This window comes from Sphingomonas sp. CCH15-F11 (assembly GCF_001557005.1).
Taxonomy (GTDB): domain Bacteria; phylum Pseudomonadota; class Alphaproteobacteria; order Sphingomonadales; family Sphingomonadaceae; genus Sphingomonas.
The window spans coordinates 31,479-54,637 of sequence record NZ_LSKG01000160.1 but is presented as its reverse complement, the minus strand read 5'-3'; the positions used below and the strand labels follow the sequence as shown (position 1 = coordinate 54,637).

Genomic DNA, 23,159 nt, shown 5'->3' with positions numbered 1-23,159 from the left:
GGAGACTGACGATGGAACTGCGCAAACTTGGCACCCAAGGCCCCGACGTAACCGGAATTTCGCTGGGCGCGATGGGCATGTCGGGCATGTATGGCGAGGCGGACCGCGCCGCGAGCATCGCGACGCTACATGCCGCGATCGAACGCGGCGTGACGCTGATCGATACCGGCGACTTTTACGGCATGGGGCACAACGAGCTGTTGATTGCCGAGGCGCTGAGGGGCGTGCCGCGCGACCGTTATCAATTGAGCGTCAAGTTCGGCGCGCTGCGCGGCCCCGACGGCAACTGGCTCGGCTATGACGCCAGCCCGCGGGCGGCCAAGACGATGCTCGCTTATTCGCTCCAGCGGCTCGGCACCGACTATATCGACATTTATCGCCCCTCACGGCTCGACCCCGACGTGCCGATCGCCGAGACGGTGGGTGCGATCGGCGAGATGGTCGACAAGGGCTATGTCCGCCATATCGGCCTGAGCGAAATGGGTGCCGAGACGCTGGCGCGCGCCGCCGCCGAACGCCCGATCAGCGACCTGCAGATCGAGTATTCGCTGATGTCGCGCGGGATCGAAGAGGCGATCCTGCCGAAAGCGCGCGAGCTGGGCATCGGCGTCACCGCCTATGGCGTGCTGGCGCGCGGGCTGCTGAGCGGCGGCTGGCGGGCGGACCGCAGCCTTGCCGGCGATTTCCGCGGCGTCAGCCCGCGTTTCCAGGGCGAGCAACTGGCGCACAATCTGGCTCTGGCCGATGCGCTGGCGGCCGTCGCGGCGGAACTGGGCGCAACGCCGGCGCAGTCGGCGATCGCCTGGGTGCTGGCGCAGGGCGAGGATATCGTGGCGCTGGTCGGCGCGCGCACGCCGGATCGGCTGGCCGAATCGCTGAACGCCGACCGACTGGCGCTGACCCCCGATCAGCTCGGGCGGATCGAGGCGGCGATCCCGCGCGGATCGGCGGCGGGCGACCGATACCCGGCACAGCAGATGGCGTTCCTGGACAGCGAACGCTGACGCCGCGGGGAATCGGTTGCATTTGCGACCCCGCTTGGCTATCGGCGTGCGCTTCCGCGATCAATTGAGGGAACCGCCTGGCCAGTGTGGGCTGCCATGGCTGTTCGAGATCGTCCGAACAAGGAGACGAAAATGCCCAAGCTGAAGACCAAGAGCGGTGTAAAGAAGCGCTTCAAATTCACCGCCACCGGCAAGGTGAAGCACGGCGTCGCCGGCAAGCGCCACCGGCTCATCTCGCACAATGCGAAATATATCCGCCAGAACCGCGGCACTTCCGTGCTCGCCGATGCCGACACGGCGCATGTGCGCCAGTGGGCACCGTACGGCTTGCGTTGAGGGAGGGCTGAACCATGGCACGAGTAAAGCGCGGCACGACCACCAAGGCGAAGCACAAGCGGATTCTGGATCAGGCGAAGGGCTATTATGGCCGTCGCAAGAACACGATCCGCATCGCGCGCCAGGCCGTCGAAAAGGCCGGCCAGTACGCCTATCGCGACCGCAAGGTGAAGAAGCGGGCCTTTCGCGGCCTGTGGATCCAGCGCATCAACGCCGGCGTTCGCGCCGAGGGCTTGACCTATTCGCAGTTCATGCACGGGCTGAAGCTCGCCGGCATCGAACTCGACCGCAAGGTGCTGGCCGACATCGCGATGCACGAAGGTGAAGCGTTTAGCGCCATCGTCGCACAGGCGAAGGCGGCACTGCCCCAGGCCGCCTGACACGGCCTGGTGCGACCGGAAATCGGGGCGCGGATGGGATGCCATCCGCGCCTCTTTTCGTATCGGCCCTGCGCGGCTAGACGCGGCGCAATCCTGAACAGGAACGCTTGATGACCACCGATCTCGACCACCTTCGCACCGACCTGCTTGCATCGATCGACGCGGCGGCGGGGCTGGATGCGCTTGAAGCGATCCGCGTTCACGCGCTGGGCAAGGCGGGGGCGGTGACCGGGCTGCTCAAGACGCTGGGCGCGATGAGCCCCGAGCAGCGCCAGGTCGAAGGGCCGCGCATCCATGCGCTGCGCGAGGCGGTGAGCGAGGCACTGGCCGCGCGCAAAGCGACGCTCGAACAGGCCGCGCTCGATGCCCGGCTGGCGAGCGAGCGCATCGACATGACGTTGCCCGCCGACCGCCTGGCCCCAGGATCGGTGCATCCGGTGAGCCAGGTCATGGACGAACTTGCCGAAATCTTTGCCGACCTGGGCTTCGCGGTGGCGACCGGGCCGGAGATCGAGGACGACTGGCACAATTTCACCGCGCTCAACATTCCGGAAACGCATCCGGCGCGGGCGATGCATGATACGTTCTACTGCGAGCAACCGGGGGATGACGACGGGCAAAGCCCGCCGTCGGACGACACGCGTGGCGCGTCGCCGGCCGGCGCGAAGCAGGGGGGAAGCGGACGTAGCCGCTTCCTGCTTCGCACGCACACGTCGCCCGTCCAGATCCGCACCATGATGTCGCAGACCCCGCCGATCCGCATCATCGCGCCCGGCCGCGTCTATCGCAGCGACAGCGACGCGACGCACACGCCGATGTTCCACCAGATCGAGGGGCTGGTGATCGATCGCGGCATCACGCTCGGCCACCTGAAATGGACGCTGGAGACGTTCCTGAAGGCATTTTTCGAGCGCGACGACATCGTGCTGCGCCTGCGCCCCAGCTATTTCCCGTTCACCGAACCCTCGGCCGAAGTCGATGTCGGCTACACGCTCGTCAACGGCAAGCGGGTGATCGGCGGCAGCGGCGACGCGGCCGATGGCGGCTGGATGGAGGTGCTGGGCAGCGGCATGGTCCACCCCAAGGTCATCGCCGCATGCGGGCTGGACCCGGACGAGTGGCAGGGCTTCGCCTTCGGCACCGGTGTCGACCGGCTGGCGATGCTGAAATACGGCATGGACGACCTGCGCGCCTTTTTCGACGGCGACCTGCGCTGGCTGAAGCATTACGGCTTTTCGGCGTTCGACGTGCCGACGCTGAGCGGCGGCGTGGGGGCGTGATGCGAATGGCCGCCCAATCATCTCTTCCCTCGTTCGATTCGAGCGAAGTCGAGAACCGTATTGCCCCGCGCCAACGTGTCTCGACTCCGCTCGACACGAACGGGATCCTTGAAGGTAAGTTTGCATGAAGTTCACGCTCAGCTGGCTGCGCGCGCATCTCGATACCGAGGCCGATCTCGACACGATCCTGGTCGCGCTGACCCGGATCGGGCTGGAGGTCGAGGGCGTCGACAATCCGGGCGAGACGCTGGCCGCGTTCCGCGTGGCGCGCGTGCTGACCGCCGATCGCCATCCCCAAGCGGACAAGCTGCAGGTGCTGACGGTGGACGCCGGCGACGGTCCCGTCCAGGTCGTATGCGGCGCCCCCAATGCGCGTGCGGGGCTGGTCGGCGTGTTCGGTCCCCCGGGCGCCCATGTGCCGGGCAGCGGTATCACGCTCAAGGTCGCGGCGATCCGCGGGGTCGAATCGAGCGGCATGATGTGCTCGACCCGCGAGCTGGAGCTGGGCGAGGAGCATGACGGCATCATCGAGCTGCCCGCCGATGCGCCGGTCGGCACCGCTTTCCCCGACTATGCCGGGCTGAACGATCCGGTCATCGACCTGTCGATTACCCCCAACCGCCAGGATTGCATGGGCGTGCGCGGCATCGCCCGTGACCTCGCCGCCGCTGGCCTCGGCACGCTGAAACCGCTGGCGGTAGATCCGGTGGCGGGCACCGGCCCCGGGCCAGACGTCCGCACCGACGATCCGACAGGCTGCCCGGCCTTTTTCGCGCAGGCGGTGAGCGGGGTCACCAACGGCGCGTCGCCCGAATGGATGCAGCGCCGGTTGAAGGCGATCGGGCAGAAGCCGATCAGCGCGCTGGTCGACATCACCAATTATATCATGTTCGACCTGGGCCGGCCGCTCCACGTCTATGACCGCGCGACGCTCACCGGCGCGCTGGTCGCGCGGGCTGCACAAGCGGGCGAGCAGGTGGTGGCGCTCAATGGCCGTACCTACACGCTGGATGCGGGCATGACGGTGATCGCCGACGACAGCGCCGTGCACGACATTGGCGGCATCATGGGCGGCGAACATTCGGGCGTGGCGGAGACGACCACCGACGTGCTGATCGAATGCGCCTATTTCACCCCCGAACATATCGCGCGAACCGGGCAGAAATTGTTGCTGACCAGCGATGCGCGCAGCCGGTTCGAGCGCGGAGTCGACCCCGCGTTCCTGGAGGATGGCCTGGCGATCGCGACGCGGCTGGTGCTCGACCTGTGCGGCGGCACCGCCAGCGGCGTGACCCGCGCCGGACAGCCGCCGGTCGCGATGCCGGTGATCGCCTATGATCCCGCGCGCGTGCTGACGCTGGGCGGGCTGGACGTCGCGCCAGATCGCCAGCGCGAGATCCTGACCGGGCTTGGCTTTGACGTCGGGCCCGACTGGCGGGTGACGCCGCCGAACTGGCGGCGCGACATCGACGGCGTGGCCGACCTGGTCGAGGAAGTGGTACGCATCGCCGGCATCGACCATGTCCCCTCGACTCCGCTCGAACGCACGCCTGGCGTAGCGCGGCCGACCGCGACGCCCGAACAGAAGCTCGAGCGCCGCCTGCGCCGCACCGCGGCTGCAAGGGGCCTCAACGAAGCGATCAACTGGAGCTTCATTCCGCCCGCGCAGGCCGAGCTGTTCGGCGGCGGGGCGTGGACGCTCGCCAATCCGATCAGCGAGGACATGAAGGTCATGCGCCCCTCGCTGCTGCCCGGGCTGTTGTCGGCGGCCGCGCGCAACCTGAAGCGCGGCGCGGCCAGCGTGCGATTGTTCGAGCTGGGCCGCCGCTATCTGGCCACCGCCGACGGCACACCCGACGAGCGGCCGACGCTGACCGTCGTGCTGGCCGGCGAGCGCACGCCGCGCAACTGGCAGCGCGGCAAGGCGCAGCCGTTCGATGCGTTCGACGCCAAGGGTGAGGCGCTGGCGCTGCTGGAAGCCGCCGGCGCGCCGGTCGGCAATTTGCAGGTCATGGACGAGGCAGGCCCCGCCTATCATCCCGGCCAGTCGGCGACGCTGCGGCTGGGGCCGAAGACGGTGCTCGCCAGCTTCGGGATGGTCCATCCCTCGATCGCCAAGGCGTTCGACTTGTCGGGCGACGTTGCAGTGGTCGAGCTGTTTCTCGACTCGCTGCCGGCCAAGCGCGCCAGTGGATTCATGCGCGCGCCCTACGCCCCGCCCGCGCTGCACGCGGTGACGCGCGACTTCGCCTTCCTGGCCCCCGCCGACCTTGCCGCCGACGCGCTGGTGCGCGCGGTGCGCGGCGCGGACAAGGCGGCGATCACCGACGCGCGCGTGTTCGACCTGTTCACCGGCGCGGGCATCGAGGACGGGCGCAAGAGCCTGGCGCTCGAAGTCACGCTGCAGCCGGGCGAAAAGAGCTTCACCGATGCCGAGCTGAAGGCAGTGGCCGACAAGGTGGTTGCTGCCGCCGCCAAACTCGATGCGCATCTGCGCGGATGACGGAGCCTGTGATGATCGAGATTGCGACTGACGCCCTGGCGGCGACGATCAACCCGGCGGGCGCGGAGCTGTGGTCGCTGCGCGATGCCGAGGGTCGCGAGCTGATGACCGACGCCGATCCGGCGTTCTGGCGCGGGCGAGCGCCGATCCTGTTTCCGATCGTCGGCGCGCTGAACGGCGATCAGTGGCGGATGGACGGGCAAAGCTGGTCGATGCCGAAGCACGGCATTGTGCGCCGGCGGACCTTTGCGGTGGTCGAGCAGGCGGCGGCCCGCGTCGTCCTGCGCCTGACCGACGATGCCGAGACGCGGGCGAGCTATCCCTTTGCGTTCGGACTTGAGGTCAAGCATGCGATCGACGGCGCGACGTTGGCCACGACGGTGCGCGTCACCAACCGCGACGATCGCGACATGCCCGCGAGCCTGGGCTTCCACCCCGCCTTTGCCTGGCCGCTGCCCTATGGCGCGCCGCGGGCCGAGCATCGCATCCTGTTCGACCAGGACGAGCCGGGGCCGCTCGCCCAAATCCTGGACGAGAGCGGCGTGATCGGCCCGGTCGTCCGCGCGACGCCGGTCGAGGACCGCGTGCTGACGCTGCGCGACGAACTGTTCGAGCATGACGCGCTGATCTGGCGCGCGCTTGCCAGCCGGTCGGTCCGCTACGGTGCGGCGAGCGGGGGACCGCAGTTGCGGGTCGATTTCGCCGAACTGCCGATGCTGGGCATCTGGACCAAGCCCGGCGCGCGCTTCATCTGCATCGAACCCTGGCACGGCATCGCCGACCCGCAAGGGTTCGCCGGCGACATCTGGGACAAGCCGGGCATCCTGCGGTTCGCACCGGGGGAGACGCGGGAATTTGCGATCCAGGTGACGCTGGAGGGGTGACATCGACTCACGGGTAACTGCGGGATAATCGTCACCCCGGCCTTGCGCCGGGGTGACGGAGCAATTCAGCGATGGGCCGCTCGACACCACCCACCCGCCCGGCTAGGGGCGCGCGATGGCACAACCGTTTGAACGCCGCACCTTCGCGATCATTTCCCACCCCGACGCCGGCAAGACCACGCTGACCGAAAAGCTGCTGCTGTTCGGCGGCGCGATCCATCTGGCGGGCGAGGTCAAGGCGCGCGGCGCGGCGCGGCGCGCGCGGTCGGACTGGATGAAGATCGAGCAGCAGCGCGGCATTTCCGTCACCTCCAGCGTGATGACCTTTGAGCGCGACGGCATCACCTTCAACCTGCTCGACACGCCGGGGCACGAGGATTTCAGCGAGGACACCTATCGCACGCTGACCGCGGTCGATTCCGCCGTCATGGTGATCGACGCCGCCAAGGGGATCGAGCCGCAGACGCGCAAGCTGTTCGAAGTATGCCGGCTGCGTTCCGTCCCGATCATCACCTTCGTCAACAAGGTCGACCGCGAGGGCCGCGACCCGTTCGAGCTGCTCGACGAAGTCGCCGACATGCTGGCGCTCGACGTGTGCCCGATGACCTGGCCCGCCGGCATGGGCGGGCAGTTCGAGGGGATTTACGACCTGGTCGACAATCGCCTGCTCCAGCCCGAGGGCGGCAGCCGTGAATATCAGGGCAAGGTCGCGCGCTTCACGGGCCTGGACGATCCCGGGCTCGACGCCGCGCTGTCGCCCGAGGGCGTGGCGCGGCTGCGCGAGGAGGCCGAGCTGGCGATGGGCGGCTATGCGAGCTTTGATGCGGCGGCCTATCGCCACGGCGATCTGACGCCGGTTTATTTCGGATCGGCGCTCAAGGAGTTCGGGGTCGATTCGCTGATCGACGCGATCGCCCGCCACGCGCCGCCGCCGCGCCCGCAGCCGGCCGAACCCGCGCCGGTCGATCCCGCGCGCGAGGACGTGACCGGCTTCGTCTTCAAGGTCCAGGCGAACATGGACCCCAATCACCGCGACCGCATCGCCTTCATGCGGCTGTGCTCGGGCACCTTCCGCCGCGGCATGAAGCTGACGCCGACCGGGCATGGCAAGCCGATCGCGATCCATTCGCCGATCCTGTTCTTCGCGCGCGAACGCGAACTGGCCGACGAAGCGTATCCCGGCGACATCATCGGCATTCCCAACCACGGCACGCTGCGGGTCGGCGATACGCTGAGCGAGCGGGCGGATGTGCGCTTCACCGGCCTGCCCAATTTCGCGCCCGAAATCCTGCGCCGCGTCGCGCTCAAGGACCCGACCAAGACCAAGCAGCTGCGCAAGGCGCTGGACGACATGGCGGAAGAAGGCGTGACGCAGGTCTTCTATCCCGAAATCGGGTCGAACTGGATCATCGGCGTGGTCGGTCAGCTGCAGCTCGAAGTGCTGCTGAGCCGGCTGGATGCCGAATACAAGGTGGCGGCGGGGCTTGAAATGGCACCTTACGAGACCGCGCGCTGGATTTCGGCGGAAGACCCGGCGGAGCTGAAGGCGTTCACCGACCTCAACCGCGGCGCGATGGCCAAGGACCGCGACGACAATCCGGTATTCCTGGCCAAGTCCGCGTGGGAAGTGGGCTATATCGCGGATCGCTATCCCAAGGTCAGGTTCGCGGCGACGCGGGAACGGTAGGTTTCGACGTCAGCTTATTACGGCCTGCCCGCTTAACCGGATCGATGAACCTCGACACACATTGATCGTCACCCCGGCCTTGTGCCGGGGTCCACCGCGCAACAGACGTTGGTCGGTGGTGGTAAGGTGCTGCGTTGCTACCGGCTTGGCAGGGCGCTCAATCGGCTTGTGAGGCACCAAGCTGCTTGGTGGACCCCGGCACAGGGCCGGGGTGACGAGAGATTTCCGTTACAACTGGCGCGATGTTTCGCGATCCACCCCTCACGCGATCCAGTCGCGCCGGAGCGGGCGGACCGCCAGGAACATCAACGTCGCCGCCACCGCATAGAAGCCGAGCGCGCCGACCGCAGCATAACGCAGCGCTTCATCCCCGAATCGTGCGGTCATCGCGTCCGACATCGCGCCCAGGATCCACGAGCCTAGCCCCAGCCCGATCAGATTGTTGATGAACAAGAAGCTGGCACTGGCCGTCGCGCGCATGTGCGCGGGCACCAGGTTCTGCATCGCAGTGTTGACCGGCCCCAGCCACAGGATGTTGAGCCCGTTGGGGATCAGGAACAGGAACCAGGCCAACACCGGCGAAGGCGACAGCAACGCGGCGGCAAAGAAGGGGATGGTGATGACCCAGGCGATGGCGGGCAGCCGCGCATAGGCACCGCGATCCGCCGGCCCCAGCCGATCGGCGAGCCAGCCGCCCAGGAACACCCCCGCCGTGCCGCCGACCAGCAACACCGTGCCGAAGAATTGCGAGACGCCCAGCAAGTCGAAGCCGAAGCTGCGAATCAGGATCGACGGCGTCCAGAATGCCAGGCCATAGCCGCAGATCGAGCTGAACGACGCGGCGAACGCCATCAGCCAGAAGCTGGGCTTGCGCGCCAGGATGCCGAACACCTGGCCGACCGGCGCGGCGGCGAGTTGCGGCGCGGTGCCGCCATCGGCCATGCCGCGCGGCGGCTCCTTGACCAACAGGCGAAAGACGGGCGCGATGGCGACGCCGAGCAAGCCGACGACGATGAAGGCCGTGCGCCATTCGACCATCGCGGCGATATAGCCGCCGAGCAGCGCACCCCCGGCCAGCCCGATCGGGATGCCCAGCGAATAGATCGCCAGCGCGCGGGCGCGTTCGGCGGGCGGGAAATAATCGGCGATCATTGCATAGGAGGGCGCAACGCCGCCCGCCTCCCCGACCCCGACGCCCAGCCGGAACAGGAAGAGCTGCCAAAAACCTGTGGCCAGCCCGCACAAGGCGGTGAAGCCGCTCCACACGGTCAGCGAAATAGTGATGACCCAGCTGCGACTGGTGCGATCGGCGACCAGCGCCAGCGGAATTGCGAGCGTGGAATAGAGGAGCGCAAAGGCAATGCCGCCCAGCGCCCCCAGTTGGGTGTCGCTCAGCCCCAGGTCCGCCTTGATCGGCTGGGCAAGTATGCCGAGGATCTGGCGGTCGAGAAAGTTGAAGGTGTAGACGAGCAGCAGCATCGCCAGCACCAGCCGGCGATAGCCCGGACTCGCCGTCCGCGCGCTGGCCAATTGCTCCACCTGTGCCTCTCCAGTTGCTTATCGCGTCCCGTCATGGGGCATGGGCCGGACGCCCGTCAAACGGACATCCGGCCCAGGACACGCGCCGATCGTTCAAAAACGGGCGGAGAAGGTGGCGAACACCTGACGCGGGTTGCCGTAATAGGCGGTGAGCACCCCTTCGGTGCCCAGCGTCGGCACCAGATTGCCGGTCGTCGCATTGCGCACGAATTCGCCGGTGTCCGGGTTCTGAAGCAGGAAGTTATAGCCCGACACGATATACTGCTTATCGGTCAGATTGCGGCCATGGACGCTGACCGTGTAGCGATCATTGATGTTCCAGGCGATGTTGACATCCCACAGCGCATAGGCCGGCTGATCGAGCAGCGGCGTGCGCAGCTCGAACTGCTGGCTGTCGCCGCGATAGGCGACGGTGGTGCCAAAATCGACTGACCCGTCACCGACCGGGACCGAATAGGCGATCGTGCCGCTGGCGGTCCAATCGGGGGTATTCTGGAACGAACGGCGATCCGCCACGTCGATCCCGCGACCGTCGATGAACTGGGTGTAGCGCGCGTCGAGATAGCCGAAATTGCCCGACAGCGTCAGCCGGTCGCCGCCAGCGGCGAAGTCGCGCGCCGCGACCAGATTGAACTCGCCCTCGATGCCGTCGATCCGCGCGCCGCCGGCATTGGTGGTGACGCCGATGAAGGTCTGTTGCCCGTTGACGACGGTGCCGATCGATCCGGGCACCTGGACATCGGTATAGTCGGTGCGGAACGCCGCCAGCGCGAAGGTCAGGCGGCGGTCGAACACCGCGCCCTTCCAGCCGATTTCATAGGTGTCCACGGTTTCGGGATCGAACGACAGGAAATCGAACACCTGCGCGGCGTTGCACGCCCCGCCGGTCGGCGTGCGGCACGCGGTCGACTGGCCGCGCGGGTCGAAGCCGCCGCCCTTGAAGCCGCGCGAATAGCTGGCGTAGAAATTGTGGTTGTCGTTGGGCTGGAACTGGATCGACGCGCGCGGCGTGAACTCGCCGAAATCGGCGCTGCCGCGGAAATTCGACGTGGTGGCGAACAACGTGCCCGCGCCGTTGAAGAAGGGCGATCCGCCGCCCAGGAAGGTCTGGCGCAGGATCGTCGATTGGCGGGTGTCCCAGGTATAACGCCCCCCGACCGACAGGCTGAACTGGTCGGTCAGATCATAGGTGAAATCGCCGAAGATCGCCGTCGTGTCGGTCTCGACATCGCCAAAGGTCAGCGCAGTGACGCCGCCGGGCAGGCGAACGTCGAACACGGTGCGCGCGCTGGCATCGAGATAATAGAGCCCGATCAAGCCGTTGAAGCGGCCGGTATCGACCAGGAACTGCACTTCCTGGCTGAACTGTTCGTTCTCATAGATGGCGGGCACGTCGACCTGGACGGCGGGCAGCGCGTCGAAGTCGATCGGCGTGCCGCTTTCGTCCTGACGCCAGCCGGTGATCGAGCGGAAGGTCAGCCATTCGGTCGGCCTCGCCTCGACGAACAGCGAACCGCCATAGGCTTCGACCTTCTGTTCGGGATCGCGCAGGCCGCCACGGCTGTCGAACACGTCGGCCAGCACCGGGGCACCGGTCGCGATGCCGGGGATCAGGCGATGGCCGCCGCGCGGATTGCTGTCGTCACGGGTGTAATCCCCCGACAGGCGGACGAACAGCGCGTCGCTCGGCTCGAACTGCAGCGTCGCGCGGCCTGCCCAGATATCCTTGTTGTAATTCTCGTCACCGGTGGTGAGATTGTCGCCGAAACCGCCGCGCGACAGGCGCGCGAACGCGCCACCGATCTTGAACGTGCCGTCGCCGATCGGCGCGCTGGCGGAGATCACGCCATCGGCCTGGTCATAGGTGCCATAAGTGGCACGCACGCGCAGCTCGGGATCGTCGCCCAGCCGGCGGGTCACATATTTGACCGCGCCGCCGATCGTGTTGCGGCCATAAAGCGTCCCCTGCGGCCCGCGCAGGATCTCGATCCGTTCGACGTCATAGATGTCGAGCACCGCCGCCTGGGGGCGGTTGAGATAGACATCGTCGAGGTAGATGCCGACGCCGGCTTCGAACCCGGCGACCGGGTCCTGCTGGCCGACGCCGCGAATGAAGGCGCTGAGCGTCGAGTTGGTCCCGCGCGAGACTTCCAGCGTCACGTTGGGCGTCACCTGAGCAAGGTCGGTCACGTCGATCGCGCCGGCAGCGGCCAACTGATCGCCGCTGAACGCGGTGATCGCGATCGGCACGTCGAGCAGCGTTTCCTCACGTCGCCGTGCGGTGACGATGATGTCGCCGGCAGCGGTTTCGTCGGCCTGAGCCGTATCGGCCGAGGCTTCCTGCGCCTGGGCCGGCGCCGCGAGCGCCGCGGCGAGCGCGGTGCCCAGCGAAAGCGCGAATGATAATGACGCGATGCGGCTTTTCATGTCTGATCCCCTTCCCTGACGGATGCGCCGGTTGGCCCGGCTTGTAAGCGCATGTCGGCGGCTATAATGAAAGGTGAACCGGTTTTCAACTTTGCAGTGAAAGGCGACAGGGATGATGCGGTTTGGCGACTGAACGACCGGCAAGGCGGCGCGCGACGATGCGGGCCGGTGCCGATGCGAACGCGTCGGCGACCGAACGCGCGCCGGCGATCCCGTCATCCCCCGCGAGCGCGGGCAAGGCGCCGCGAACCGCGCGTGGCCAGCGGACGTTGCGCGCCATCCTGGACGCCGCCGCCGCCGAGTTCGGCGAGAAGGGTTTTCACGAAGGGTCAATCAGCGCGATCACGCGCCGCGCGGGCGTGGCGCTCGGCAGCTTCTACACCTATTTCGATTCAAAGGACGATGTGTTCCGGGCGCTGGTGCGCGACATGTCGGACCAGGTGCGCGACCATGTCGCCCCCGCGATCCGCGGCGCGCCCGACCAGATTTCAGCCGAGCGGGCGGGCCTGCATGAATTCATCCGTTTCGTGCGCGCGCACAAAGAGATCTATCGCATCATCGACGAGGCCGAATTCGTCGATCCCGAAAGCTTTCGGCTGCATTATGCGAACACCGCCGACCGCATCCACGCCCGGCTGCGCGCCGCAGCGGAACGCGGCGAAGTGCGCGCCGACGTGTCGGAGGTGCACGCCTGGGCGCTGATGGGCATGAACGTCTTTCTGGGGCTGCGCTACGGCGTCTGGAGCGACACCGAGGCGCCGGACCTCATCGCCGACCAGATCGCGGAGATGCTGGCGTGCGGCATCGGCAATCGACAGGCGCGCTAATCGCCGCGCCTTCCGGCCAACTTGTCGCGCAGCCCCGCAAGCGGACCGAAGGGGCCGGCCTCTTCCTCGCGCAGCACGCCCGCCGCGCGCAACTGGGCATCCGCGTCGGGCACGCGCGGATAGGGGTCGAGCGCGAGCGCCAGCGTCTCGGCCGCCGCCTCGCCCAGATCGATCGCGCCGCCCGCATAGAAAACCGTGTCGCAATCGTCGTCGCTCAGCTCGATCTCGTCGGCGTCGCCGGCTTCGGTTTCGGGCAGGAAGCGGATCAGGAACGGCTCATCGATCGTGTCCGACACCGGCGCGCCGGTGGCGACGCACGCCTGGACGACGTCGCCGGTAACGCTGCCGCTCGCCAGGATGCCGATGGCGTCGCGGCGCAGGCGGAACTGTGCCTCCAGCCGGTCGATCGCGATCAGATCGAACCGCCGCGCCAGCGCCGCGCGCTCGGCGGGCTCGGCTGAAATCGCCAGCGTGCTTTCGCCCGCACCGACCTGATCGAGCCGCACCGGGCGGCTGAATTCGGGCGCGGCGGTCATGGCAGCCTGCCCGCCAGCAGCGTTTCCACGGTCACGTCGTCCAGCCGCGCACGCAATGCGACGAGCTGGTCGCGGACATGGGCGACCTGTGCCGCGCCCGGCGTTTCGCCGCGATAGAGATTGCGGCGAAGCGGCGCGTCGAGCCCGTCCGGGCCGGCCGCCAGCCCGTCGCGATAGGCGCCCAGCCGGCCGCCGAGCATCCCCATCATCCGGCCGACCTGCTTGCCGACGACGATGTCGCCAAAGCCGATCTGGCGCAGCTGGCCGTCCATGTCGTCGATGAATCGTTCCGCGAGATGCGCAGCCGGAGCCGCACCTGCAGGCTCGTGCTCCAGCCGAAGCAGCAGCATCGACAGGACCGCGGCGATCATGTCGAACCGGCCATCGACAGTGTCGGGCACGCCGCCGTCGAGATACCAGTGCGGCTGGCGGGCACGTTCGACCACCGCGCGATAAAGCGTCAGCGCCGGCACGTCGCGGGGCTTGCCCAGCCACCGGTCGAATAGGCCCATCGCGCGTCAACTCCCTTGAATCCCGCGTCGCCTTGTCTGGCCACGCCGGGACGCATATTGATTGGCGTGGCCGATGATGCAATGCGGCTTCACGCCCGTCAGCCGTGTGTCGGCGTTCCCTGGAGAGTTTCGAATGTCACCGCTTCCCAAACGCCTGATCGCCTCGATCGCTCTGATCGGCCTTGCCGCGGCGGCGGGCGGCTGCACCCGGCTGCGCAGCCATCAGGGCTATATCGTCGATGCCGACCTGGTCAATTCGGTCCAGCCGGGCGTCGACAACAAGGATTCGGTGCTCAAGACGCTCGGCACGCCGAGCTTTTCCGGGCAGTTTTCGGACAACGTCTGGTACTATATTGCACGGGACAGCCGCAACCTGGCGTTCAACCGCCCGCGCCCCGAAACCCAGACGACGCTCAAGCTGACCTTCGACCAGGCGGGCAACGTCACCTCGGTCGACAAGACCGGCGCGGAACTGGTCGCATCGATCCAGCCGAGCGACGATTCGACCCCGACGCTGGGCCGGCGGCGCGGCTTTTTCCAGGACCTGTTCGGCAATATCGGCACGGTCGGCGCGCCGGGCGCTGGCCCCGGCGGCGGCGGGCCCGGCGGGCCGAACTGACGCGGCGCACCCGCCGCGCGCCTTTCGCGTTCCTGACCAACGCGTTCGACACCCGTTCAGCGTGCCCTCGGCATAACTCCCTCCATCGGGAACGAGTCCCGCGAACATGGAGGTAGAAGATGCGTAAACTGATCCTGACCGCGCTGGTCACCGCGCTGGCGGTCCCGACGGTCGTCGCGCCGGCGGCCGCCCAGTCGCGCGGTGAAATCCGTCGCGACGCGCGCGACCTGCGCGAAGAGCAGCGCGAATTGCGGCGCGCCGAACGCTTCGGGTCGCCGCGCGACGTCCGGCGCGAGCGCCGCGACGTGCGTGAAGCCCGCCGCGACCTGAACGAAAGCGTGCGCGAACGGCGCTGGGGCGACAATGACTGGCGCGATTATCGCGGCCGCAACCGCACAGTCTATGCGCGCGGCAACTGGCGGGCACCGTTCGCCTACCAGCGTTTCCGCACCGGGGCGCGGATCGCGCCGCGCTATTATGGCGACCGGTATTTCATCAGCAATCCCGGCCGTTACCGGCTCCCGCCCCCGGGCCGTTACAATCGCTGGGTGCGGCACTATGACGACGTGCTGCTGGTCGACACGCGCCGCGGCTATGTGCTGCGCACCCTTCCCGGCTTCTACTGGTAACCGGGCCGTGCAGGCGGGGCGGCAAACCCGCTCCGCCTGAGCGCGAAAGTAAAATTCGAGAAGGTGGGCCGCGCCGCGGATACGCTGCGGCGCGGCCGGTGCGTACGGCACCAGTGCCCGTGTCAACGGGACCAGTCGCCGCAACGCTGGCAAACCCCTTCGGTTCCACCGGCCGCCGGAAAACGCGCGCGCCTGCGACCAGGCGCCACAATTCCGCTTTGAATTGATTGCGCAAAACGCGTAATCCCTCGCCGGGGAACCAGAGGGGGACTTGCGTTGGCGTGGGGCGACGTCGCGCTGAACGCGCTCGACATATTCAATCATGAATTGATGTTGTTCGCGGCGATCGGTTTCCTGGTCGGCGGGATCGACGACGTGGCGGTCGACCTGGTGTTCGGATGGCAGGCGCTGCGCCATCGCCGGCGCGGGAACGGCGAGCGCCTTGAACGTTTGCCCGGGCCCGAACATCGTCTGGCGGTGTTCGTGCCCGCCTGGGACGAGGCGGCGGTCATCGGCGCAATGCTGCAGACCGCGCTCGCCCGGTTCGATCATCCCGATTTCGACATCTATGTCGGCACCTATCCCAACGATACGGCAACGATCGACGCGGTTCGTGCGATCGCCGACCGCGACGCCCGCGTCAGGCTGGTGATCGGCGACACGCCCGGCCCGACGACCAAGGCGGCATGCCTGAACACGCTGTGGCACGCGCTGCAGGCCGACACCCGTCGATCCCGGCACGTCCACGCGGTCGTCCTGCACGATGCGGAGGACGTCGTGCATCGCAACGAGCTTCGCGTGTTCGACGCGCTGACCCGGCGCTATGATGCGGTGCAGTTGCCGGTACTGCCGCTGGTCGACAAGGGATCGCGGCTGGTTTCGGGCCATTATTGCGACGAATTCGCCATCGCCCATAGCAAGCATCTGCCGGTGCGTCAGTCGCTGGGCGCGGCGTTGCCGTTCGCCGGGGTCGGCTGCGCGATCCGTACCGACATGCTGGCGCGGATCGCCGCGTTGCGGAACGGCGAGCCCTTCGATGCCGGCAGCCTGACCGAGGATTACGAACTTGGCCTGACGGTTGCCCGGCTGGGCGGCACGGCGCGCTTCGCGCGCATCCGCACCACGAACGCGAGGGGCGCGTCCGACCTGGTCGCCGTACGCGCCTTCTTCCCGGGGTCGCTCGATGCCGCCGTCCGGCAAAAGGCGCGGTGGATGACCGGCATCGCACTTGTCGGCTGGGACCGCACCGGCTGGGCGCGACCGGCGGCGCTGGGCGACCACTGGATGCGCATGCGCGACCGTCGTGGGCTGGTCGCGATGCTGGTGCTGGCGGCGGCCTATCTGGGGCTGATCGGCTGGGCGCTCGGGGTGCTGGGGCATGCATTGGTCGATCGGCCGATCGCGCCCGTCGGCCCCGTCGTGTCGAGCCTGCTCGCGGCGAACGCGGTGCTGCTGGCATGGCGTCTGGCGTTGCGCGCCTGCTTCGTCGGTCATGCCTATGGCGCGACGGAGGCGCTATGGTCGCTGCCGCGCGCCATCGTCGCCAACATCATCGCGCTGCTCGCGACCCGACGCGCGCTGTTCAGCTATGTCGCGCTGCTGCGCGGCGGGGCGCTGACCTGGGACAAGACCGCGCACCGCTTTCCCGAAACGGCTCGGCTGACCGCATGATGTCTGGCGACGTCGGACGGCCGCTGCGCTTTGCCGCGATCCTGCTCAGCCTGTGGGCGATGTCGCGCGCGGCCTTTGTCTGGTTCGACCAGGATGCGCCGGGCGCGCGCGTGGTCGGGCCGATGGCGCACCCGATGGCAGGGGCGGGCCGGTCGGCGGTCGCGCTGCCCGCACCGCTCCCGATGGAGGGCGGCGGTGTGCGCATGACACCTGCGCTGGCGGCGGCAATGGCCCGCCTGCGCGCGGCCGGTTCGACGCCGCACGCGTCGGAACACCCCGGCCATCATCGTGCAGCGATCGGCACGCGGCTGATCGACGTGCGCGAGCCCGGCCGCGCGGTCAGGGCGGAACGCGTCCAGCTGGCGATGCTGGCGGCGGTCCATGTGGCGAGCAGCACCCAGCTGGTCGACCGCTATTTCGCCGATGCGCCGCGACTGCGCGCGCCCGCGGCCGGCGATCCGCGCTGGTCGGGCAGCGCATGGCTGTTCGCACGGAGCAACGGCGTGCCGGCCGCCGCGGGTGCCGGCCAACTGGGCGGGGCGCAGGCCGGCGGGCGCGTCCGTTACCGGCTCGACGACGAAGGGTTGAGCGCCGCCGCGGGCGCAGCGATCCCGCTCGCGTCGCGCGGGCGTGAGGCGATGCTCGCGCTCGAATGGCAGCCCCAGGCCAGTCCGATCCGGCTGGTGGCGGAGCAGCGCATCCCCCTGGACAACAGCATCGGCGGCGGCCCCGGCGTCGGCGCCGTGGCAGGCGTCGGCCCGACCGACATCGGCCTGGGCTTCGACCTGGAAGGCTTTGGCCAGGCGGGCGCGGTCGCACGCGCGCGGCTCGAACCCTATGTCGAGGGCGGCGCCCGCGTCGCTCGGCCGGTGGCCAGCGCGCGCGGGACGCGATTCGAGGTCGGTGCCGGGCTGTGGGCGAGCGCGCAACGCGACGCCCATCGCGTCGATGTCGGCCCGGCGCTCAGTGCGACATTGCCGATCGCCGGCCAGCGGTTCCGCGTCGCGATCGACTGGCGCGAGCGCGTGGCCGGCAGCGCCCGGCCCGATTCGGGGCCGGCGCTATCGATCGGCACCGATTTCTGACGTCACTTCCGACGGTGGCACCCGATCCGCGCGCGCGCTATGGCGAGCGCACGCCGCCCACGCCACCAACCGGAATGCCGTCCCGCCCATGGACCTTTACCTCCCGATCGCCAACCTGTCGGTCAACGCGCTGGTCATCATCCTGCTGGGCGGCGGCGTCGGGTTCCTGTCGGGCATGTTCGGGGTCGGCGGCGGCTTTCTGACCACGCCGCTGCTCATTTTCTATGGCATCCCCCCGACGGTCGCCGCCGCGTCGGCGGCATCGCAGGTGACGGGGGCAAGCGTGTCGGGGGTCTTCGCGCATCTGCGCCGCGACGGCGTCGACCTGACTATGGGCTCTGTCCTGGTCGTAGGCGGCGTCGTCGGATCGCTGCTGGGGGCGGGACTGTTCCGGCTGCTGCAATCGTCGGGGCAGATCGATACGGTCATCGCCATCCTCTATGTCCTGATGCTGGGATCGATCGGCGGGCTGATGCTTCGCGAGGCGATCGTCAGCATTCGCGCGAGCCGGACGGGCGCGCCGGTGCCCGCACGCCGGCGGCGGCATCACCCGATCGTCGCCGCCCTGCCGATGCGCTGGCGCTTCTATCGATCCGGCCTGTACATCTCGCCGCTCGCACCGCTGATCCTGGGGTTGCTGACCGGCGTGCTGACGATGCTGCTGGGCGTCGGCGGCGGCTTTTTCCTGGTGCCGGCCATGCTGTATCTGCTCGGCATGGCGACCCGCGTGGTCGTCGGCACGTCGCTGTTCCAGATCCTGTTCGTCACCGCGGCGGCGACGATGGTGCACGCCCTGACCACCCGGGCGGTCGACATCGTGCTGGCCGGGCTGTTGCTGATCGGATCGGTGAGCGGCGCGCAGATCGGCGTGCGGTTCGCGCAGCGTGTGAAGCCCGAATATCTCCGGCTCGCGCTGGCGCTGATGGTGCTCGCCGTCGCAACCCGGATGCTGCTCGGTCTCGCCTGGCGCCCGGACGAGATCTTCACGGTCGAGCTCGCCTGATGCGCCTCCGCCCCGCCCTCGCCGCCGCGCTGCTGGCACCGATGCTGATGGCGACGACCAAGCCGGTGCTCGTCCCCGACGTGTCGCAGCGCGACATCGAGATCATCTACAGCTTCACCGGCGCGGAGCTCCTGCTGTTCGGCGCGATCCTCTACCCCGGCGGGCGCGTGCCGAGTGGCGACACCCCCGCCGACATCGTGGTGGTGGTCAAGGGACCGGCCCAGTCGGTGCGGATGCGCGAAAAGGAGAAGGTCGCCGGCATCTGGGTCAACGCCGACCAGGTGCGCTGGCGATCGGCCCCCTCCTTCTACGCCATCGCATCGTCCCGGCCGATCCGCGAGCTGGTCGACGATCGCACCCGGGCCATCTACGAACTCGGCCTCGACAGCCTGCAATTGTCCCCGATCGGTGCCACCAGCACCGAGGAACAGGCGCGTTTCACCGCGGGGCTCGTCGACCTGCGCCGGCGCGCTGGCCTGTATTATGAGGCGCCAAGCGCGGTCGAGATCACCGACGACGTGCTCTATCGCGCGCGCATCGGCATCCCCGCGCGCGTACCCGTCGGGCGCTTCACCGCGGAAACCTTCCTGATCCGCGACGGGCGGGTGCTGGCGGCGGCGGTGCGCGAAATCAACATCCGTAAATCGGGGTTCGAACGCTTCGTGGCCGCGGCGGCTCAGAACAGCTCGGTGCTCTACGGGCTGTCGGCGGTGTTGCTGTCGCTGGCGATGGGCTGGGGCGCGGGGGCGATCTGGCGTCGTCTCTGATCGGGCGCGAACCACTTCTTCAGGATTTGGTGGCATCACCGCCGGTGGAGATCCGGGGAGCGGCCATGGCAGAGTTTGAGGGTGCAAAGGCGTTCGACCACGCAGAGTCGGTCGGCACGGGCGTGATCGGCGGCGACGTCGCCGCGCTCCCGATCGGTGTGGTGACCAATATCACGGGCGCCAACAGCCAGGTGGGGCTGGATCGCACCGCGCTCGAAGCGTTGGCCGGCCATGCGGACACCGCGATCGCGATGGCGGGCCAGATCGGCAGCCAGATCAAGATCCGCGTCGGCAGCAGCTGGCTGGTCGCCAGCATCCGTTCGGTACGCTTCGACGACCGCATCGACGGCATGATCGTCGCACAGATCGACTATCTGGGCGAAGCGGACGAGGAAAAGCTCACCGGAAAGCTCTATCGGTTCCGTCGCGGCGTCACCCGCTATCCGCTGCCGGGGGCGAATGTCTACCCGGTGTCGGCCGCCGACATGAAGCAGATCTATTCCGCCGACGATCGCCCGCACATCGAAATCGGCAGCGTCTACCCGACGCGCAACATCCGCGCGGCGCTTTATGTCGATGCGCTGCTCGGCAAGCATTTCGCGCTCTTGGGATCGACCGGTACCGGCAAGTCGACCAGCGCCGCACTGATCCTGCACCGCATCTGCCAGCTTGCACCGCAGGGCCATGTCGTGATGATCGACCCGCACGGCGAATATGGCGCCGCGTTCAAGCATTCGGGCGAGCTGTTCGACGTGTCGAACCTGCAAATGCCCTATTGGCTGATGAATTTCGAGGAACATTGCGAGGTGCTGTTGACGTCGCAGGGCGACCAGCGCCTGATCGACACGGACATCCTGGCGAAGTGCCTGCTGGCGGCCAAGGCGAAGAGCCGCGCCGCACAGGAGATCACCAAGCTGACCGTCGACGCGCCGATCCCCTATCTGCTGTCTGACCTGACCAACATCCTGCAGCAGGAAATGGGCAAGATGGACCGCGCGGGCGACACTGCCCCCTATCTGCGCCTGAAGACCAAGGTCGAGGAAGTCCGCAGCGATCCGCGCTTCGCCTTCATGTTCTCGGGCATGCTGGTCGCTGACAACATGACGACGTTCCTTGCCCGCATGTTCCGCATGCCGAGCGACGGCAAGCCGATTTCGATCATCGACGTGTCGGGCGTGCCGTCCGAAATCACGTCGGTCGTGGTGTCGGTGCTGGCGCGACTGGTGTTCGACTTCGCGATCTGGTCGCGCGACGAGGAAAAGCAGCCGGTGCTGCTGATCTGCGAGGAAGCGCACCGCTATGTCCCCAACGAGCGCAACGCGGACGCATCGTCGGTCGGCCGCATCCTCAGCCGCATCGCCAAGGAAGGCCGCAAATACGGCGTCTCGCTTGGCCTCATCACCCAGCGGCCGTCGGACCTGGCCGAAGGCGTGCTGTCGCAGTGCGGCACGATCATCACGATGCGCCTCAACAACGATCGCGACCAGGCATTCGTCCGCGCTGCGATGCCGGAAGGCTCGCGCGGCTTCCTCGATTCGATCCCCGCGCTTCGCAATCGCGAGTGCGTGATCTGCGGCGAGGGCGTATCGACGCCGATCCGCGTCAATCTCGACACGCTGGAGGAGCATAAGCGGCCGGCATCGAGCGACCCGGTGTTCACCGAGCTGTGGCGCAAGTCCGGCGGCGAGGAACAGGCGATCGAACGCACCGTCCGGCGCTGGCGCTCGCAGGGGAAATAACGGATCGGGATCGCGCGCTCGCCTCCCGCGCGCCGCGCCGTCCCGCTCCCGCCCTTCAGATGAAACCGTCCGTCGCCGTGCGGACCAGATGCCTCAACCGCGCGGTCGCGCCGCCGGGTCCTGCACGCTCGCCGTGACCTTCGACGCGGCGGTGGCGCGCGACGCGGTCGTGCCCGCCGCCGGCACCGCCATCAGCCGATTGAGCTGTGCCTTGAAGCGGCGAAGCTCCTCCCCACCCAGCTGGAGCACGGTCGAGAAGGACACGCTGGACGGGTTGACCGCGCCGCCGTTCTTCCACAGCTCGTAATGCAGGTGGGGACCGGTCGACAGGCCGGTCGAGCCGACATAGCCGATCACCTCGCCCGCGCGCACGCGCTCACCGGCGCTCACCGCGATGCGGCTCATGTGGCCATAGCCGGTCGCCATGCCGCCGCCATGGCTGAGCTTGACGAACTTGCCATAGCCGCCGTTCCATCCGGCCATCGCCACCACGCCATCATCGGCGGCGCGGATCGGCGTGCCGTGCGGCGCGGCGAGGTCGAGCCCCTTGTGCAGCCGCTGATAGCCGAGCACCGGGTGGCGGCGATAGCCGAAGCCCGAGGTCACCCGGCCGGGCACCGGGCGGTTCATCAGCCCGCGCCGCTCACCGACCCCCTTGGCGTCGAACCATTCGGTCCGGCCATTCTGTTCCCAGCGGACGAGCTGGATTTCGCGCTTGCCCTGATCGAGCCCGGCGAACAGCAGCTTGCCCAGCTGGACCTCGCCGGTTTCGGCGCGCGCCTGTTCGATGATGATGTCGAATTCGTCGTCCGAACCGACCCGGCCGATCGGGACGCGGGTCGCCAGCGACCGGATATAGGCTTCCACCGCCTTCGCAGGCGCGCCGGCGGCACGGGCCGACCGATAGAGGCTGCTGCCGACCGTCCCGCGGATACGCAGCGGCGTCCGGTCGATCGCGATCGGAATTTCGTTGAGCGCAAGCCCCGTCGCCGCACGCTTGAGCTCGAGCGCCAGATCGAAGCGGGCGCGAAAGGCGAGCTTTTCGAGCGGGCGCGGCTCGGTCTTGGCCGCGCGCCGGCCGAGCGTCAGGTTGAGCCGCGTCCCCGGCGCGATCTCGCCCAGGCTGACCGCATTGGCGACCAGCGCGGCGGCGCGCTCGGCATCGTCGCTGCCGACACCCGACCGGGTGAGTACGCGTTCGAACGCGGTGCCCTGTGCCAGCGTGGCGGCCAGTTCGATGATCGGACGTTCGGGCGTATCGGTGAGCGGCGCGACACGCGCGGTCGCGCCCAGGCGCATCCCCGTCGTCGCGCCCAGGCCGAGCGGGCTGATCGACAGGCTGCGCACTTCATCGAGCGACGCGTCGCTGACGACCGGCGTCACCGCACCATAAACGGGCTCGATCCCTGGCGAGAGCAGCGCCACGAAAGTCAGCAATCCCGCACAGGTCGCAACACCGCGCAGCCACACCCGGCTGCCGATATCGCTGCCGAGATCGGGGACCAGCTCAAAATCCGGGAAGCGCGCGCGCAGTCGGTCGATCGCCGTGGCGGGGGCGGCGGGGATCCCGGCAGCCGAGGTCGCGCGGTCGGTGGAACGCGCACTGGTCCCGCCGGCCTGGTCCAACCCGATTTCACCGCGCAGAAACAATGCGCCCCGCTCCCCTGCCGATCCGGTTTGATTTGGATCGACTTCCCGTTTTCCTGTGGAACAAACAGGTTGAAGTCAAAT

General features: G+C 68.2%; 20 protein-coding genes. 15 read left to right on the top strand and 5 right to left on the bottom strand.

Going from position 1 to position 23,159, the window contains the following annotated elements:
* Positions 1 to 11 precede the first annotated feature (11 nt).
* The 7 genes from AX709_RS16215 to AX709_RS16185 all read left to right on the top strand — a co-directional run bounded on the left by AX709_RS16215 (position 12) and on the right by AX709_RS16185 (position 8,074).
* Positions 12 to 1,004: an aldo/keto reductase gene (locus tag AX709_RS16215; protein ID WP_066550894.1), complete on the top strand. Its 993-nt coding sequence runs from the start codon at positions 12 to 14 to the stop codon at positions 1,002 to 1,004.
* Positions 1,005 to 1,136: 132 nt separating this feature from the next.
* A complete protein-coding gene (gene rpmI, locus AX709_RS16210) occupies positions 1,137 to 1,340 on the top strand; it encodes a 50S ribosomal protein L35 (protein ID WP_066483647.1) in 204 nt (67 codons plus the stop codon).
* 14 nt (positions 1,341 to 1,354) lie between these two features.
* On the top strand, positions 1,355 to 1,720 hold the full coding sequence (rplT, locus tag AX709_RS16205; RefSeq protein ID WP_066483645.1) for a 50S ribosomal protein L20: 366 nt from the start codon (positions 1,355 to 1,357) through the stop codon (positions 1,718 to 1,720).
* Positions 1,721 to 1,830: 110 nt separating this feature from the next.
* Positions 1,831 to 3,000, top strand: a complete 1,170-nt coding sequence (pheS, locus tag AX709_RS16200) for a phenylalanine--tRNA ligase subunit alpha (protein ID WP_066550892.1) — start codon at positions 1,831 to 1,833, stop codon at positions 2,998 to 3,000.
* A gap of 124 nt (positions 3,001 to 3,124) precedes the next feature.
* Positions 3,125 to 5,503 carry a phenylalanine--tRNA ligase subunit beta gene (gene pheT, locus AX709_RS16195; RefSeq protein WP_066550889.1) on the top strand — a complete coding sequence of 793 codons (2,379 nt, stop codon included), beginning with the start codon at positions 3,125 to 3,127 and terminating at the stop codon, positions 5,501 to 5,503.
* A gap of 11 nt (positions 5,504 to 5,514) precedes the next feature.
* Positions 5,515 to 6,387 (top strand): aldose 1-epimerase family protein, encoded by an 873-nt coding sequence (locus AX709_RS16190; protein ID WP_231727556.1) that lies wholly within the window; start codon positions 5,515 to 5,517, stop codon positions 6,385 to 6,387.
* Between the two features lie 115 nt (positions 6,388 to 6,502).
* Positions 6,503 to 8,074, top strand: a complete 1,572-nt coding sequence (locus tag AX709_RS16185; protein WP_066550882.1) for a peptide chain release factor 3 — start codon at positions 6,503 to 6,505, stop codon at positions 8,072 to 8,074.
* Positions 8,075 to 8,335: 261 nt separating this feature from the next.
* On the opposite strand, the gene AX709_RS16180 is transcribed toward AX709_RS16185, so the two are convergent.
* Both AX709_RS16180 and AX709_RS16175 read right to left on the bottom strand, forming a co-directional pair.
* Positions 8,336 to 9,553 (bottom strand): spinster family MFS transporter, encoded by a 1,218-nt coding sequence (locus tag AX709_RS16180; RefSeq protein WP_066483727.1) that lies wholly within the window; start codon positions 9,551 to 9,553, stop codon positions 8,336 to 8,338.
* 153 nt (positions 9,554 to 9,706) lie between these two features.
* On the bottom strand, positions 9,707 to 12,040 hold the full coding sequence (locus AX709_RS16175) for a TonB-dependent receptor (RefSeq protein ID WP_066550880.1): 2,334 nt from the start codon (positions 12,038 to 12,040) through the stop codon (positions 9,707 to 9,709).
* A gap of 158 nt (positions 12,041 to 12,198) precedes the next feature.
* Between AX709_RS16175 and AX709_RS16170 the strand changes: the two genes are divergently transcribed.
* The gene (locus AX709_RS16170) at positions 12,199 to 12,867 is read left to right on the top strand and encodes a TetR/AcrR family transcriptional regulator (RefSeq protein WP_082731823.1); all 669 of its coding nucleotides are present in this window, start codon (positions 12,199 to 12,201) and stop codon (positions 12,865 to 12,867) included.
* Here AX709_RS16170 and AX709_RS16165 read toward each other — a convergent pair.
* Both AX709_RS16165 and AX709_RS16160 read right to left on the bottom strand, forming a co-directional pair.
* Complete coding sequence (locus AX709_RS16165) at positions 12,864 to 13,403, bottom strand: YceD family protein (RefSeq protein ID WP_066550877.1); 540 nt, start codon at positions 13,401 to 13,403, stop codon at positions 12,864 to 12,866. The genes AX709_RS16170 and AX709_RS16165 overlap by 4 nt on opposite strands.
* Entirely contained in the window at positions 13,400 to 13,915 is a 516-nt protein-coding gene (locus AX709_RS16160; RefSeq protein ID WP_066483632.1) for a ubiquinol-cytochrome C chaperone family protein, read from the bottom strand. Before AX709_RS16160 ends, AX709_RS16165 begins: the two co-directional genes overlap by 4 nt.
* A gap of 133 nt (positions 13,916 to 14,048) precedes the next feature.
* Between AX709_RS16160 and AX709_RS16155 the strand changes: the two genes are divergently transcribed.
* From AX709_RS16155 to AX709_RS16125, 7 genes are all read left to right on the top strand, one after another.
* A complete protein-coding gene (locus AX709_RS16155) occupies positions 14,049 to 14,534 on the top strand; it encodes an outer membrane protein assembly factor BamE (protein WP_066483631.1) in 486 nt (161 codons plus the stop codon).
* Between the two features lie 119 nt (positions 14,535 to 14,653).
* Positions 14,654 to 15,163, top strand: a complete 510-nt coding sequence (locus AX709_RS16150) for an RcnB family protein (RefSeq protein WP_066483630.1) — start codon at positions 14,654 to 14,656, stop codon at positions 15,161 to 15,163.
* A gap of 276 nt (positions 15,164 to 15,439) precedes the next feature.
* Complete coding sequence (locus AX709_RS16145) at positions 15,440 to 16,834, top strand: glycosyl transferase family protein (protein ID WP_269450306.1); 1,395 nt, start codon at positions 15,440 to 15,442, stop codon at positions 16,832 to 16,834.
* Positions 16,831 to 17,919, top strand: coding sequence for a hypothetical protein (locus AX709_RS18765; RefSeq protein WP_066550874.1), 1,089 nt, complete (start codon positions 16,831 to 16,833; stop codon positions 17,917 to 17,919). The genes AX709_RS16145 and AX709_RS18765 overlap by 4 nt, the downstream gene beginning before the upstream one ends.
* An 88-nt stretch (positions 17,920 to 18,007) precedes the next feature.
* The gene (locus AX709_RS16135) at positions 18,008 to 18,922 is read left to right on the top strand and encodes a sulfite exporter TauE/SafE family protein (protein ID WP_066550872.1); all 915 of its coding nucleotides are present in this window, start codon (positions 18,008 to 18,010) and stop codon (positions 18,920 to 18,922) included.
* The gene (locus AX709_RS16130) at positions 18,922 to 19,689 is read left to right on the top strand and encodes a TIGR02186 family protein (RefSeq protein ID WP_066550871.1); all 768 of its coding nucleotides are present in this window, start codon (positions 18,922 to 18,924) and stop codon (positions 19,687 to 19,689) included. The genes AX709_RS16135 and AX709_RS16130 overlap by 1 nt, the downstream gene beginning before the upstream one ends.
* A 65-nt stretch (positions 19,690 to 19,754) precedes the next feature.
* Positions 19,755 to 21,428, top strand: a complete 1,674-nt coding sequence (locus tag AX709_RS16125) for an ATP-binding protein (RefSeq protein WP_082731151.1) — start codon at positions 19,755 to 19,757, stop codon at positions 21,426 to 21,428.
* 93 nt (positions 21,429 to 21,521) lie between these two features.
* On the opposite strand, the gene AX709_RS16120 is transcribed toward AX709_RS16125, so the two are convergent.
* Complete coding sequence (locus AX709_RS16120) at positions 21,522 to 23,078, bottom strand: M23 family metallopeptidase (protein ID WP_082731822.1); 1,557 nt, start codon at positions 23,076 to 23,078, stop codon at positions 21,522 to 21,524.
* Positions 23,079 to 23,159: the final 81 nt, after the last annotated feature.

Excerpts from the sequence above, each read along its gene's own strand:
- AX709_RS16215 (WP_066550894.1), top strand. The coding sequence starts at position 12 with ATGGAACTGCGCAAACTTGGCACCCAAGGCCCCGACGTAACCGGAATT.
- AX709_RS16190 (WP_231727556.1), top strand. The coding sequence starts at position 5,515 with ATGATCGAGATTGCGACTGACGCCCTGGCGGCGACGATCAACCCGGCG.
- AX709_RS16125 (WP_082731151.1), top strand. The coding sequence starts at position 19,755 with ATGGCAGAGTTTGAGGGTGCAAAGGCGTTCGACCACGCAGAGTCGGTC.
- AX709_RS16180 (WP_066483727.1), bottom strand. The coding sequence starts at position 9,553 with ATGCTGCTGCTCGTCTACACCTTCAACTTTCTCGACCGCCAGATCCTC.
- pheS (WP_066550892.1), top strand. The coding sequence starts at position 1,831 with ATGACCACCGATCTCGACCACCTTCGCACCGACCTGCTTGCATCGATC.
- AX709_RS16155 (WP_066483631.1), top strand. The coding sequence starts at position 14,049 with ATGTCACCGCTTCCCAAACGCCTGATCGCCTCGATCGCTCTGATCGGC.
- AX709_RS18765 (WP_066550874.1), top strand. The coding sequence starts at position 16,831 with ATGATGTCTGGCGACGTCGGACGGCCGCTGCGCTTTGCCGCGATCCTG.
- pheT (WP_066550889.1), top strand. The coding sequence starts at position 3,125 with ATGAAGTTCACGCTCAGCTGGCTGCGCGCGCATCTCGATACCGAGGCC.
- AX709_RS16130 (WP_066550871.1), top strand. The coding sequence starts at position 18,922 with ATGCGCCTCCGCCCCGCCCTCGCCGCCGCGCTGCTGGCACCGATGCTG.
- AX709_RS16170 (WP_082731823.1), top strand. The coding sequence starts at position 12,199 with ATGCGGGCCGGTGCCGATGCGAACGCGTCGGCGACCGAACGCGCGCCG.
- AX709_RS16135 (WP_066550872.1), top strand. The coding sequence starts at position 18,008 with ATGGACCTTTACCTCCCGATCGCCAACCTGTCGGTCAACGCGCTGGTC.
- rpmI (WP_066483647.1), top strand. The coding sequence starts at position 1,137 with ATGCCCAAGCTGAAGACCAAGAGCGGTGTAAAGAAGCGCTTCAAATTC.
- AX709_RS16160 (WP_066483632.1), bottom strand. The coding sequence starts at position 13,915 with ATGGGCCTATTCGACCGGTGGCTGGGCAAGCCCCGCGACGTGCCGGCG.
- AX709_RS16165 (WP_066550877.1), bottom strand. The coding sequence starts at position 13,403 with ATGACCGCCGCGCCCGAATTCAGCCGCCCGGTGCGGCTCGATCAGGTC.
- AX709_RS16150 (WP_066483630.1), top strand. The coding sequence starts at position 14,654 with ATGCGTAAACTGATCCTGACCGCGCTGGTCACCGCGCTGGCGGTCCCG.
- rplT (WP_066483645.1), top strand. The coding sequence starts at position 1,355 with ATGGCACGAGTAAAGCGCGGCACGACCACCAAGGCGAAGCACAAGCGG.
- AX709_RS16175 (WP_066550880.1), bottom strand. The coding sequence starts at position 12,040 with ATGAAAAGCCGCATCGCGTCATTATCATTCGCGCTTTCGCTGGGCACC.
- AX709_RS16185 (WP_066550882.1), top strand. The coding sequence starts at position 6,503 with ATGGCACAACCGTTTGAACGCCGCACCTTCGCGATCATTTCCCACCCC.